The organism is Hubeiibacter jixunmingi (genome assembly GCF_041928215.1).
Lineage (GTDB): Bacteria > Pseudomonadota > Gammaproteobacteria > Pseudomonadales > Moraxellaceae > Acinetobacter.
Map to the genome: position 1 here is coordinate 20,715 of NZ_JBHFHK010000002.1, position 14,164 is coordinate 34,878.

General features: G+C 40.2%; 15 protein-coding genes. 4 read left to right on the top strand and 11 right to left on the bottom strand.

All coding sequences use genetic code 11. The features are described 5' to 3' along the window. Nucleotides 1-312 precede the first annotated feature (312 nt). The 11 genes from ACEYX7_RS00480 to ACEYX7_RS00530 form a co-directional block, all read right to left on the bottom strand. A complete protein-coding gene (locus ACEYX7_RS00480) occupies nucleotides 313-807 on the bottom strand; it encodes an acyl-CoA thioesterase (RefSeq protein WP_374803754.1) in 495 nt (164 codons plus the stop codon). 364 nt (nucleotides 808-1,171) lie between these two features. Further along, entirely contained in the window at nucleotides 1,172-1,717 is a 546-nt protein-coding gene (locus tag ACEYX7_RS00485) for an NADPH-dependent FMN reductase (protein WP_374803752.1), read from the bottom strand. Between the two features lie 117 nt (nucleotides 1,718-1,834). Beyond that, complete coding sequence (locus ACEYX7_RS00490; RefSeq protein WP_374900082.1) at nucleotides 1,835-3,265, bottom strand: efflux transporter outer membrane subunit; 1,431 nt, start codon at nucleotides 3,263-3,265, stop codon at nucleotides 1,835-1,837. A 120-nt stretch (nucleotides 3,266-3,385) separates the two neighbouring features. Continuing rightward, entirely contained in the window at nucleotides 3,386-3,787 is a 402-nt protein-coding gene (locus tag ACEYX7_RS00495; protein ID WP_374803748.1) for an ACP-like domain-containing protein, read from the bottom strand. 94 nt (nucleotides 3,788-3,881) lie between these two features. Then, nucleotides 3,882-4,283, bottom strand: coding sequence for an ACP-like domain-containing protein (locus ACEYX7_RS00500; protein ID WP_374803746.1), 402 nt, complete (start codon nucleotides 4,281-4,283; stop codon nucleotides 3,882-3,884). A 306-nt stretch (nucleotides 4,284-4,589) separates the two neighbouring features. Next, nucleotides 4,590-5,219 (bottom strand): 3-oxoacid CoA-transferase subunit B, encoded by a 630-nt coding sequence (locus tag ACEYX7_RS00505; protein WP_374806553.1) that lies wholly within the window; start codon nucleotides 5,217-5,219, stop codon nucleotides 4,590-4,592. Between the two features lie 4 nt (nucleotides 5,220-5,223). Further along, nucleotides 5,224-5,922 (bottom strand): CoA transferase subunit A, encoded by a 699-nt coding sequence (locus ACEYX7_RS00510; protein ID WP_374802807.1) that lies wholly within the window; start codon nucleotides 5,920-5,922, stop codon nucleotides 5,224-5,226. A 13-nt stretch (nucleotides 5,923-5,935) separates the two neighbouring features. Further along, complete coding sequence (gene maiA, locus ACEYX7_RS00515; RefSeq protein WP_374802809.1) at nucleotides 5,936-6,577, bottom strand: maleylacetoacetate isomerase; 642 nt, start codon at nucleotides 6,575-6,577, stop codon at nucleotides 5,936-5,938. Nucleotides 6,578-6,702: 125 nt separating this feature from the next. Further along, nucleotides 6,703-7,704 (bottom strand): fumarylacetoacetate hydrolase family protein, encoded by a 1,002-nt coding sequence (locus tag ACEYX7_RS00520; RefSeq protein ID WP_374802811.1) that lies wholly within the window; start codon nucleotides 7,702-7,704, stop codon nucleotides 6,703-6,705. A 97-nt stretch (nucleotides 7,705-7,801) separates the two neighbouring features. Further along, complete coding sequence (locus tag ACEYX7_RS00525) at nucleotides 7,802-8,368, bottom strand: VOC family protein (RefSeq protein WP_374802813.1); 567 nt, start codon at nucleotides 8,366-8,368, stop codon at nucleotides 7,802-7,804. A gap of 67 nt (nucleotides 8,369-8,435) precedes the next feature. Further along, entirely contained in the window at nucleotides 8,436-9,770 is a 1,335-nt protein-coding gene (locus tag ACEYX7_RS00530; protein WP_374802815.1) for an MFS transporter, read from the bottom strand. Nucleotides 9,771-9,962: 192 nt separating this feature from the next. Between ACEYX7_RS00530 and ACEYX7_RS00535 the strand changes: the two genes are divergently transcribed. The 4 genes from ACEYX7_RS00535 to ACEYX7_RS00550 all read left to right on the top strand — a co-directional run bounded on the left by ACEYX7_RS00535 (nucleotide 9,963) and on the right by ACEYX7_RS00550 (nucleotide 14,090). Beyond that, entirely contained in the window at nucleotides 9,963-10,877 is a 915-nt protein-coding gene (locus tag ACEYX7_RS00535) for a LysR family transcriptional regulator (RefSeq protein WP_374802817.1), read from the top strand. Nucleotides 10,878-11,018: 141 nt separating this feature from the next. Continuing rightward, nucleotides 11,019-12,197 (top strand): acetyl-CoA C-acetyltransferase, encoded by a 1,179-nt coding sequence (locus ACEYX7_RS00540; protein WP_374802819.1) that lies wholly within the window; start codon nucleotides 11,019-11,021, stop codon nucleotides 12,195-12,197. 312 nt (nucleotides 12,198-12,509) lie between these two features. Next, on the top strand, nucleotides 12,510-13,709 hold the full coding sequence (locus ACEYX7_RS00545) for a branched-chain amino acid ABC transporter substrate-binding protein (protein ID WP_374802821.1): 1,200 nt from the start codon (nucleotides 12,510-12,512) through the stop codon (nucleotides 13,707-13,709). Between the two features lie 90 nt (nucleotides 13,710-13,799). Next, nucleotides 13,800-14,090: a hypothetical protein gene (locus ACEYX7_RS00550; RefSeq protein WP_374802823.1), complete on the top strand. Its 291-nt coding sequence runs from the start codon at nucleotides 13,800-13,802 to the stop codon at nucleotides 14,088-14,090. Nucleotides 14,091-14,164: the final 74 nt, after the last annotated feature.

Here is a 14,164-nt window from a genome sequence, read left to right on the forward strand (position 1 = left end):
GATTAAATATCACAAAACATCGCTATCATAAATTGCAAAAATCAGCATAAAAATCATTAATAGCAATAATCCTATCAACCCAATTAACGTAGCAATTTTAATATTAAACAGAGCAACAATGAATATGAATACTGTAAAAGTAATGAAATAAACACAGTATTCTTGTAATAAAAATTTGCTGAGCTGATAAAAATATTTCACCTAAATATCCAAGTCAATCATTAAATTAAAACACATATTCTCGATTCATATTTGCAACTAATTTCAATTAATACTTTAAAAAAAGACATCTATTGAATTTAATACATTCTGTTACTTTGCCATTTTTGAATGCATCGCTGACAAGCGATACTGCTTACGTTGTTCTGCTTCTTGATAGCGTTGATGTGCAATTTCATCTTCTAGCACCAATGCAGGCACAGCCTTAGGCACACGATTTTCATCCATCGCCACCATAGTAAAATAACAACTATTGGTATGACGTACCGTTCGGGTTTGAATATTTTCAGCTTCGACTCGAATGCCCACTTCCATCGATGTATTACCGACATGATTCACCCGAGCCAAAAAGGTTACTAGCTCACCGACATGGATTGGCTCTTTAAACGTCACCTGATCAACCGAAAGGGTAACCACATACGTTCCTGAATAACGACTAGCACAGGCATAAGCCACTTCATCCAATAGTTTCAGAATCGTACCACCGTGTACATTTCCTGAAAAATTTGCCATATCAGGCGTCATCAAGACCGTCATGACCACATCAGTGATTGGTGCAACATGACAAAAAGGTTGCGACTGTGACATGCGGATACTGCCAAAATTAAAATTGATTATAACGTGTTATAGTTTAAAAACTAAATTATTCTGATGACTATAGATTCAAGCTAAAAATACGTGAGTTCGGCATAACGCTAAATGTATTTTTTTGATTTTATGTAAATTTTTTAATTCAAATGTAGGGTGCGTCTTACGCACCTTTCAGAAAACGGCATTGAAATGGTGCGTCTTGCGAAACAATGTTTCTCACACCCTACTTCTTTAAAATCATATAATTGCAACAAAAACATACCTTTTTAAACCGAACTCACGTTAAAAATACAATCTCAAACATTTTAAAATCAAAAATCAGCCCGAAGACTGATTTTTGATTTATCGATAATGACGCAAATTAGAAACGTTCTACAAATTCCGCATAAGCATTAATAAAGCCTTTTAAAGTATTTTGTGCTGCTTCAGAAACTAATTCGCCTTGCTCATTAAACGCACCTGCAAAAATACCGCCAATATTGGCTGCAAATGGCAACACTGGCATATTAATATGGTTTGCTGATGCAAGCACACGTAAAGCATCTGTTGAGCGTGCGCTACCACTGGCGTTGACGCTCATCAAGCCCAATGGTTTACCAATCCATTTACTCTCACCTGATGGACGAGATACCACGTCGATGGCATTTTTGATCATGGCAGACATACCGCCGTTATGCTCAGGACTTACCCAAATGACTGCGTCTGCCTTTTCTACTGCTTCACGCACACGAGTATATTGTGGAATGTCTTGGCTATCCAAATCACGGTCATACAAAGGCAAATCACCAATTTCAATGACGTTCAATTGTAAAGATGCTGGTGCGATCTTCTGTAAATGCTTAACCGCCAAATGGTTAAATGATGTTTTGCTGGCAGAACCAATCAATACAGCGATTTGTTTAGACATAATATTTCTCACAAATAGGATTATTTGCAATGATTCTAGCAGTTTTTAGTCTAATAAAACCGCAGTTTTTACAACCTTCGTATGTTTTTTTGCAATCATAGTCATTCAAAAAATGAATCATCCACCTAAGGCTTGTTTGATTACAATCCACGCATAGTATTGATTATATTGATTTTCCCAAAAGGATATTTCAGATTGGCGGTAGCTTTCTTGGGCATCGACCACATCTTTATACGCAACCATACCGGCTTTATATCTTATATTCATATAGTCGAGCTGTTTTTTGGCTTGAGTTTGTGATTGACGCAATAATTGTTCTGCTTTTTGACTAGTTTGATAGTGAGATAATTTTACTTCGACATCTGCCAATGCTTTATATAAAGCATCATAATAATTTAATACCGCTTGCTCGCGATTTAGTTCAGCGGTTTGCAAAGTACGATCGATGTCTTTTTTGTTGATACTAGGTAGATTTAATGCCAAGCCCCAGTTTAAAACAGGAACTTTTAACAAATCGATCAATTGGTTGCTCGATGCCCCTGCCCCAGCAGTCAGTACTATATTTGGATATAGACTTTTTTTGCTTAATTCGGGTTGAGCCAAAGCGGATTGCAAACGCGAACTTGCCGCTTGCATATCAGGACGATTGGCAATGACATCAGCAGGCAAAGCCACTGGAATGGCAGGTAAGTTTTTTGCATTGAATTGGCTATCGACTAATTCTGTCGGCAATTCACTGACGCTACGATTAAGCAATATTGCTAGATTATTCAAAGCTTCATTTTTTTGTTGTAATAAATTTAATCGTTGCTGCTGATGTTGATTAATACTTTGTTCAATGCTCAGCATATCTGCTGGGGCGGATAGACCTGCCTTAAGTCGCACTTGCATGAATTTACGTTGCTGTGCATGGTAATTTTCGGTCTCTTTATTATACGCAAGTCTTTGATTAATATGGCTTAATGCCAAATAATTGCGGACAGCAGTTGCGGTCAGATTCATATACACCGCTTGCCGATCTGCTATGGTGGCATCCTTTTCCCAACTTGCCATATCACGTTGTAATTTGAGTTTTCCCCATAAGTCCAATTCCCAATTTGCCCCAAGATTGAGATTAAATTGACTGTTTTGGCTACTTTCGCCAGTTTTCAGTTGATAAGTACCGCCACGATTAGCACCTCCGGTGAGTGATGGATGAGGAAAACGGCTATCTTTTTCTTTTTCAAGGTTTTGTAAGGCTTTTTGCAAGGTAATGGTCGCTGTCGCCAATTCACTATTACGTGCCAACACGTTCTCAACATAGGCATTTAATCGAGAATCGTCAAACTGTGTCCACCACTTTGCTTGGCAGTAATGTTCTAAAGTCGCTTGGCATAATGCCGTAGGTTGTGCTGTATTTGTGGTGTTGTGATTTTGAAAATGCTGGGGAATTTGGTAAGTGATATTGGCATTCGGTCGTTGTGGTAAATGACTTTGGCAAGCGGATAATACACTGGCAATAAATAGCACATTGAATAATCTTGATTTTTTTTGATGTATATTTAACATTTTTTCTACCAGTAAAATAAGGCTACAGCTCTAAAGTTTAAAATATTTTTTCATGCTTTTAAATACGCAAATATGCAAATCATTGCTGACTTGCATATGATGTTTAATTTTACATCAAAATTAACGTACTCTACAGCCTTTAAACTCAATCACGTTGTCAGGACCAGTGATCATCATGCTACTACGACGTGCATTACGTTTGGTGATAGCATCTGCTGATAAAATGTAGCTATTTTCTTCACCAAAAACCGTCATATTACCACCAGAATCACCTAGATTGATTGGCATAGTACGTGTTTTACCGTTTACATTTGCCATCGCATAAGTTGGCAAACCTTGCTTGTTAAAACCATAAGTTACACGAACTTTTTTGCCATTTTGGCAGCTGTAGTTTACCGCCTGTTTAGACGTTGTGCTTGCAAAAGCTTCTTTTACGTCGCCCGCTGCAAGACCTTGTGCCATTGTTGCTGTTGCAGTCATCGCAAGTATTGCGACAGGGATCATTTTAAATAATGTTTTCATGAGAGTACTCCTTCACATGAATTGTTGCTACGGTCAGAACAGGGATATAATGTTTATTTTTATCACATATAGCCATATTCTACAATATCAAAAGTTAACGTGCTTTACATGCTTTATATACGATCTCGTTCGCCTGATCGGTGATCATCATGCTACTGCGACGCACATTTTTGCTTGTGATTGCACTTGCTGATAAGGTAAAGCTATCTTCCTCACCGAAAGAACTCATTGCACCGCCTGACATACCTAGGTTGATCGGCATAGTGCGTGATGCACCATTGATGTCTGCTTCTGCATAGGTCGGTAGACCTTGTTCATTAAAGCCGTATGTTACTGCAATACGCTTGCCACCTTGGCAGCTATAGTTTACGGTCTTTGTATCTACTGTACTTGAAAATGACTCTTGTACATCCGTATCAGTCAAACTATCTGCCATTGCAGATGTTGCAGACATGGCAATAAATAATGCTGGAATAAGTTTCATGAATGCTTTCATGGGATTCTCTCAGAGAAGTAAAATTTAGATATTAGCCTAAAGTCGAATATCTTTAGCTAATGTGCGAATAATATGCCTATTATATAAGCTGCTCTACACGACAAATGTAACAATTTATGTAATATTTTTTGCTAGAATTCGGTTTTAGATACACCCAGATTACAAATGCCGATAAAACTTATCGAATATATAGATAGTATAATGATTTGTAAATGTAATAATAATTACACATCTATATTTTTGATTCTAATCTACTGTATAATAAAAAAGACGCCTATTAAAGCGTCTTTTTGTCACCTCTCGATCTTATTTCAAAATTTGCACGCCGGTCGCAGCTTGTAAAGCATCAAAATCAACACCATCAGCCAATTCAACCAATTTTAAGCCATCTTTGGTCACATCTAAAACCGCCAAGTCAGTAATGATACGATGTACGACTTTTTTGCCCGTCAGTGGTAATTCACATTCAGGCTTGATTTTGAATGCACCACCTTTGGCAGTGTGTTCCATCAATACAATCACACGTTGCACGCCTGCCACCAAATCCATTGCACCACCCATGCCTTTGACCATTTTTCCTGGAATCATCCAGTTGGCAAGGTCGCCTTGTTCAGAGACTTCCATTGCACCCAAAATTGCCAAATTCACTTTGCCACCACGAATCATGGCAAAAGATTGTGAGCTACTAAATAAACTTGCACCACTGGTCATGGTCACAGTTTGTTTACCAGCATTAATCAAGTCTGCATCAAGCTCGTCTTCAGTTGGAAAAGCACCGATACCGAGCAAACCATTTTCAGATTGCAACATTACATTTACGCCTTCAGGAATATAATTGGCAACCAAGGTCGGCAAACCAATACCCAAATTGACATAAAAACCGTCTTGTAATTCTTGTACGGCACGTTGTGCCATCTGTTCACGTGTCCAAGCCATCATCTTATCCTTGTTTCAGTGTACGTTGTTCAATGCGTTTTTCAGGATTGGCATTCACAATAATGCGATGCACATAAATGCCTGGTAAATGGATTTGATCTGGATCTAAAGTACCTGTTTCCACCAATTCCTCGACTTCAACGATGGTCACACGCCCTGCGGTTGCTACATCGGGATTGAAGTTACGCGCAGTTTTACGGAAAATGAGATTACCTGCTTTATCGGCTTTCCACGCTTTGACCAATGCCACATCAGCAGTCAATGAACGCTCAAGCACATATTCTTCGCCATCAAATTCACGGATTTCTTTGCCTTCAGCGACTTTGGTGCCGACACCTGTCTTAGTGAAAAAAGCTGGAATACCTGCCCCACCTGCACGGAATTTTTCTGCGAGTGTGCCTTGTGGGGTCAATTCGACTTCAAGCTCGCCTGATAAAAATTGGCGTTCAAATTCTTTATTTTCACCCACATAAGATGAAATCATTTTTTTGATTTGACGCGTTTCTAATAATAAGCCCAAGCCAAAACCATCTACACCAGCATTATTACTGATACACGTTAAATCTTTGACACCGCTATCACGCAAAGCGGCGATTAATGCTTCTGGAATACCACACAAGCCAAAGCCACCTACTGCAAGCGTTTGACCATCTGCAATCACGCCATCTAAAGCGGCAGTTGCATTCGGATAAAGTTTGTTCATATAAGTTCCTTTATTAAACTGCGTCAATTTGATTTTCGGGTGCTGCGGCTTGGAATGCAGGGAGTTTTGTACATTCCGCATCGATGCGTACAATGGTTGGGTAAGCACTTAAATCACAATTAAAACGACGTGCGTTATACACTTGTGGAACCAAACACGCATCAGCCAAGCTTGGCATATCACCATGACAGAAGCGACCTGTTTCAGGTGATTGTAATAATTGCTCTAAGGCAGCAAAGCTTTCATGAATCCAATGTTTGTACCACTGGTTTTTTGCGTCGTCATCTACCTTGAAATTATTTTGCAAATACTGCAAAACACGCAAATTGTTTAATGGATGCGTATCACAAGCAATCAGCTGAGCGATCGCACGAACTCTGGCACGCCCAACAGCATCTTGTGGCAATAATGGTGTTTCTGAATATGTTTCATCCAAATACTCCATGATTGCCAAAGACTGAGTAATTATCTGCCCTTGATCATCAAGACTAGGTACCAATTTTTGTGGATTAATCGCAGTATAAGCAGGCAGTTTCTGCTCGCCCCCTTGATTGACCAAATGAACTGGTATAGTTTCATAAGATAGTTGTTTTAGATTTAACGCAATACGCACGCGATAGGCTGCTGAACTGCGAAAATAAGAATAGAGTTTCATGGTCATATCACATGCTTATCATGTTTTGGAGAAGTGAAGTATGCTTTAAACACATCCATATTTGGACAAATGATTTAAAACATACCTCACTTACTATCTATATCCAACGACAGTCAATAATAAAATCAATACTTTGTATTTACACGATTGATGATGGTACCAAAGATATTGTTACCCTCTTTGTCCAACATCTCCACTTCCACAACATCACCGTGTTGCATAAACTCAGTCTGTGGCTTGCCTGTTTCGATGGTTTCGTACATACGTACTTCTGCCAAACAACAATACCCTACACCACCGTGCTCAACCGATGAACCCCACAAGTTACCTTGTTTGTTTGATACTGTACCTGAGCCGATCATTGTTCCTGCACAGACATCACGGGTTTTGGTGACATGAGCCACCAATTGACCAAAGTCAAAAGTCATGTCTTGACCAGCGTTTGGACAACCAAATAATTTGTCATTCAACGTCACACGCAAAGGTAAATGCACTTTGCTGTCTTGCCAAGCATCGCCTAACTCGTCTGGTGTCACTGCAACTGGACTAAATGCACTGGCAGGTTTACTTTGGAAGAAACCAAAACCTTTTGCCAATTCAGCAGGGATCAGATTACGCAAAGAGACGTCATTCACCAACATGATCAAACGAATCGCTTTCGCCGCTTCTTCTGGTGTTGCACCTTGTTTTAAGTCATCACTCACCACAACCACTTCTGCCTCGAAGTCAATGCCCCATTCTGGACGAGCCAAAACTTCATCACGAGGACCAATAAAGCTGTCTGAGCCACCTTGATACATCAATGGATCGTCATAGAATGATTCAGGTACTTCTGAATTACGTGCCTTACGTACCAATTCAACGTGATTGAGATAAGCAGAACCATCCGCCCATTGATATGAACGTGGCAATGGAGAATGACATTTTTCAGGGTCAAATGCGTCGCCTTTGCTTGGGTTGGCATTTAAGTCATCATATACTGCTTTGAGCTGTGGCTCAGCAGTTGCCCAATCATCTAAGGCATTTTGTAAAGTTAAAATGTCAGGTAGTACATAGCGTGTTAAATCACGACTGACTACAGCTAAACGACCATCACGACTGCCTTGTTTTAGTGTTGCTAATTTCATTTCTACTATCCTTTATCACATGTGTTTTGAGGTATCTCAGTGAGATGTAAAGTATAAACACCTCACTAAGATCATATCAGGTTAAGATATTATCTGGTTAATTTTTCAACTCAACAACCAATTCAGGTGGCTCGGTACCATCATGTACCCAACGTGCGTGCTGTGGTGCTTTTTTGGTTTCTGCCCATTCATTGAGCATATCCCATTTTACACTATCCAATGCACGTGCCATTCTATCAGTGGTTACATCATAAGCAAATTCAAGACGATGACCATTTGGATCAAAGCAATAAATAGAATGGAATAAAGTATGATTAGTTGGACCAATCACATCAATCCCTTGCGAGATAAGGCGTTCTTTTAGTTGAAGTAATGCTTCCATACTTTCCACTCTCATCGCCAAATGCTGTGTCCACAATGGCGTATTTTCATCACGCCCCATGGCTGGTCGAGTAGGCAGTTCAAAGAATGCCAAAATATTATCATTACCCATGTCTAGGAAAATATGCATATACGGATCATCTTCACCTGTAGATGGCACTTTGTCTTCAGCGATCGCCAAAACAAACTTCATATCAAGATGTTTTTGATACCATTCAACGGTCTCTTTAGCATCTTTACAACGGTAAGCGACATGATGTACGCCTTGTGTGAGTGTAGTCATAAGCTTTACGCTCCTAAAATCACCCCAAAGGGTATGGTAAGTAAATGATGTGGTCTAACTAAGACAGCTAATTTGCCTTAGCCAACCCCATAGATTTTTGAATAAATAAGAACACAACAATAACGATAGACGGAATGGCAACGATATAGAACAATTGCTGCAAATCATGCGGTGTTGGTGCTGCACCACCTGCCTGTGAAGTCAATAACCAACCGCCTAGTGTTGGCCCAATCACAGAACCAATACGCCCGATACCCAAGCTCCAACCTACACCGGTTGTGCGATACTCAGTTGGATAATAGTTGGCAGCCATGGCATTAATTGCAGGTTGTCCACCAATCACTGCAAAACCGATAATGAAGATAAGTACAAAGAACATTGGCAAAGAACTCACCACATTACCCAATATCGCAATGGTTGCCGCTGCAACAACAAAGCACGGAACTAAAATCTTATGGAAACCCTGTTTATCGATCAGCCGTCCCATGATAATCGTACCGACAGTACCACCGAACTGTAAGGTTGCCCCGAGCAAAATTGCTTTTTCCATCGGAATGCTGGTTAATTTTGCCAAAGTCGGCATCCAGCTTGAGAGAAAATACAAAGCAATCATATTCATCAAGCTGATCACCCAGATGGTGATGGTGAATTTATGACGTCCTTTTTCGAATAATGCTTTGACTGGCATACCACCTTGTGGCTTAGTCACTTGAAACTGTGCTGGCAATGTCTCGCTTGGATAAAACTGGGTCAGTGTTTGGCGTACTTTTGGATCATCTGGATTGCGTAATGCTTGGTATTGTAAAGACTCAGGCATATACTTATACATAACGATTAACAATAAAGCAGGCAGAATACCACCAACAATAAATACTGAATGCCAACCCCATCTTGGAATCATAAATGCAGCGATAAAACCACCTAGCATCGCACCAACAGTAAAACCGCAGGCAATAAACATCATCACCGAGATGCGTTGTTTTTTAGGGGTAATTTCACCGCACAATGCCATGGCATTCGGCATAATCGCACCCAAACCCAAACCAGTGATAAAACGCAAGGCAATCAGTTGCTCAACATTTTGTACAAAAGCGGTCACAAGCATACATACTGCAAAAAATAATGTTGCCCAAAGAAGAATCGGACGACGACCAAATTTGTCAGAGAAATAACTAAATACCAATGAGCCAACCAACAAGCCAAATAAGCCCGAGCCGAATACATGTCCAAGCTCACCTTTGTCAATTTGCCAATCTTGCAAAATAGCTGGTGCAGCATAACTTACCGATTGCACATCAAAACCATCAAGCACCATCAAAATGCCACAGATAATCAGAATCATATATTGACGTTTTCCGAGTGGACGCTCGTCAATAATGTCAGTAAGATGAGGTTTGCTCATACATGTCTCCTTGGCTGCCGAATAGTTGCCCAAACATAAAAAATGTATCAAAATAAATACATCAGCGAGTGAATCTCTATCGAATCACTATCCATGTTGAAAAAAATACCAAATAACGGTGTTTTTCTATCATACATAGCTTATAATTTGTAAGACAATCAGTTTTTTACAATCTATTTATTGGATAAACTCATGAATATTACTTTACGTCAGTTGAGAGCTTTTGTTGCTGTTGCCGATAGTGGCAGCTTCACGCGTGCCGCAGAAAACTTGCATCTCAGCCAATCTGCACTAAGTGGTTTAATCAAAGAATTAGAACAAAATCTAGATGTAAAGCTGTTTGATCGCACAACTCGACAGTTATGCTTGTCGGCAGGCGGCGTACATTTATTACCTCAAGCACGTCGTATTCTGATGGAAACGCAAGCCTTGGCAAGCGAGTTACATCATTTGACCAACCATCAACAAGGTAAAGTACGTTTGGCTGTGTCACAACAACTGGCTGCGTCTGCCATGCCTGCGATATTGGCTGCCTTTGCAAAGCAATATCCTGATATTTATATTAATTTGATTGATTGCAATGTAGAGCAAGTCTTGCAACGTGTACAAAACAATGAAGCCGACTTCGGTATTGGCCCAGAACGTCCTTATGGTAATGATGTCGATTCAGATTTATTATTCACTTCACCATTCTATTTGGTTATGCCACAAAATCATCCTTTGAGTCAAAAAAACATTGTGACTTGGCAAGATTTACGTCAATCACCGCTAATCACGCTGACAGGCTCTTTTACCGATCATTTGGCTGCTGATTTACCTGAACAAGATGCTGAATATTTGATGCATTCTGCTTATCGTGTCAATTTTTTATCTACTGCTTTGGGCATGGCTAAAGTCGGTCTAGGACTGACCTTTTGTTTGCCTTATGCTGCTGAATGGGTGCAACAGCACGGCTTGGTGATGCGTCCACTGGAGCAACCTAAAGTATCTCGCTGTTTTTATATTTATCAGCAAAGACACCGCTCTCTTTCTCCAGCAGCCACAACCCTCAAAGCATTTTTAAAAGGTGAAGAAGCACAGCGTTATTTCAATCAAATCTCGTTTTGATTTACCCAACACTTTTTCATTGGTAAAAAAGATAAAACTGAGCAGTATTTTTGATTTTACAGCATATCATTCGTTGCTATGATAGCTGTAATATCACCACAGCATTGAATGATTAAACGCTACATTTTAAGGAAAAAACATATGTCTCAAGATATCGTTATTGTTGCCGCCAAACGTACTGCTGTCGGTAGTTTTTTAGGTGGTTTATCGTCATTACGTGCACCCGAACTCGGTGCGGCAGTGATTAAAGCATTGCTAGCAGAAACAGGCGTACCAGCCGAGCAAATCAGTGAAGTGATTTTGGGTAATGTTCTCACGACTGGCGTAGGACAAAACCCCGCACGTCAAGCTGCTATTTTGGCTGGTTTACCCGTCGCTGTACCTGCCACAACAGTAAATGTAGTATGTGGCTCAGGTTTGAAATCATTACACTTGGCAGCACAAGCGATTGCTTGTGGTGATGCTGATATCATCATTGCTGGCGGTCAAGAGTCGATGTCACAAAGCCCTCATTTTTTGCATATGCGTACTGGCACAAAAATGGGCAATGCTACACTCACCGATAGCATGGTCTATGATGGACTAACTGATGCTTATGAAGGCTATCATATGGGTATCACTGCTGAAAATATCGCAGAGAAGCTGTCTATTTCTCGTCAAGCCCAAGATGAGTTTGCTTTACAATCACAACAGAAAGCAGCCGATGCACAAGCAGCAGGTTATTTTGAGCAAGAAATTGTTGCAGTGAGCGTACCACAAGGCAAAAAACCACCCGTCATCATGGATAAAGATGAATATATCAAAGCAGATACAACATTAGAAAAACTTGCAGGTTTACGTAGTGCATTTAAAAAAGAAGGCACTGTGACTGCGGGTAATGCATCTGGCATCAATGACGGTGCAGCAGCAGCGATGATGATGCGTGCTGAACAAGCCAAGCAGCTTGGCTTACCTATTCTCGCAACGATTCGTGCGTACGCAAGTACGGGGATTGAACCTAATATCATGGGGTTGGGTCCTGTTGCCGCAATTCAAAAAACCTTAGAAAAAGCCAATTGGCAATTGGATGAAGTCGATTTATTTGAAGCCAATGAAGCCTTTGCCGCACAAGCTTTAGGCGTCACACAAGAACTTGGTTTATCTAGCGAAAAGGTCAATGTGAATGGTGGTGCGATTGCAATTGGTCATCCTATTGGGGCATCAGGTTGTCGTATTCTCGTGACTTTATTACATGAGATGCAACGTCGTGATGTCAAAAAAGGCATTGCCGCATTATGTATCGGTGGTGGTATGGGTGTGGCGATCGCTGTAGAACGTTAAACCATGAATCACAACATCAGTTATCACTGATAAAAATCATTAAGCAGGCGATTGTCCTGCTTAATTTTTTTTATCTTTTCAATGTGGTTGAGCTTAGCCAAATTATTCTCTTTTTTAATTGGTACTGCTTTTTTGACTTTTATTCATCTCTTTCATTAAACACAGATAATTAGGCTTTTTTAAAATTAAAGCTATGCTAGAATGCTTGGGTAATTAAACTTTGTAAGTGTTATGTGACACCTGTTTAATCAAAAGGACTTAGCGATGTGACTGTATACATCGTGATTAATATTATCATTAGGGGCATTTGCTATGATGAACAAAAAACTGCTTGCGATTTTGGTCGCATCTACAACACTCGTGGGCTTAACTGCATGTCAAAAAGCGGACAACGCAGCAGGTGCAACCGCATCTGGCGGAAAAGCATCTGGCGATGTCATCCGTATTGCGACAGGTAGTCCGTTATCTGGTGGTCAAGCAGCAGCAGGTCAAGATTTTTTAAATGGTGCAAAATTGGCTGCTGATGAGTTAAATGCTCAGGGCGGTATCGATGTTGGCGGTAAAAAATACAAAATCGAAATCGTTGCAGAAGATGATGCTGGCGATCCAAAAACTGGGGCAACAGTGGCACAAAAAACAGCAGATGACAAATCAATCGTTGCTGTTGTGGGTCACTACAACTCTGGCGTGACCATGGTTGCCAACCCAATCTATGCACGTGCAGGCATTCCATCGCTCACCGTATCAACCAATCCAGACGTGACCGTAAAAGCACCTAAATTAGAAGGTGGTTTGGCATCTATCTACCGTGTGAGTGCACACGATGGTATGCAAGGTCCAGCACTTGCGACATTCGCCCAAGAAAAAGGCGTGAAAAAATTTGCGATTCTAGATGATGCTACAGCTTATGGTAAAGGTATCGCAGATCAAGTCGATAAAAAAGCAAAAGAATTAGGCGTAGAAGTCACTGTACGTGAGTCAGCAACAGATAAAACCACTGATTTTAAAGCAGTTTTGACTAAGATCAAAGCGGCTGGTGCAGATGGTATCTTGTGGGGCGGTTATGATGATACAGCTGCGTCACTTGCAAAACAAGCACGTGAATTAGGCATCACAGCATTTGTATTTTTACCTGATGCAGCATGTACACCAAACTATTTGAAACTTGCTGGTGCTGCTGGTGAAGGTTCATTGTGCTCATCTACCGTTGCACCTGTAGAAAGTATGCAAGGTGGTGCGGACTTTGTGAAAAAATACGAAGCTGCATTCAAAGGTCAGACTGTACAAGCCTTTGCACCATTGACCTATGATGCGGTCATGGTTTTGGCAGATACCATCAAGAAAGCTGGTACAGTTGATGCCAAAAAGATTGCTGAGACCTTACCAACAATTACCCACTCAGGTATGACTGGTAATATGGCGTTTTTGGCTGACGGCGAACGTAAAGATGCTGAAGTTGCAATTATGGAAGCGAAAGGCGGTCACTTTGCACTCAGTAAAATGGTAAAATAAGCCAATTACTTAACGTTGTTTATATTTATTTATCAGATCATCTCAATATAATGTTGGGATGATTTTTTTACATTGAAGACAGGTTTATTTATGCGTTATTGGTATTTTTTATTCGAAGGACGATTGAATCAGCCACCACAACAGAAGAAGCTCTTTGCTTCAGTATTATTACCTGTTGCAAAAGAACAAGATGCTGTACAAGCATTAATAGAGAATTTGGCACAACAAAATATTGAATTGGTCAATATCGAAGATGATTTTGCATTTTATGAATACCAATATGATCGTGATGATCCCGATAATGCAGTGTGGTTCAACTGGCTTGCTGAGGTAAAAAAGCAAAATCAGGCTGTATTTACACCTTGGCAATTTTTTGATTAATTTCATAAAAATTGCTCAACTTTAGCACTATGCAAAGTTTTGTTAATGCTTTAGCATTTTGCATAAGTTTTTGT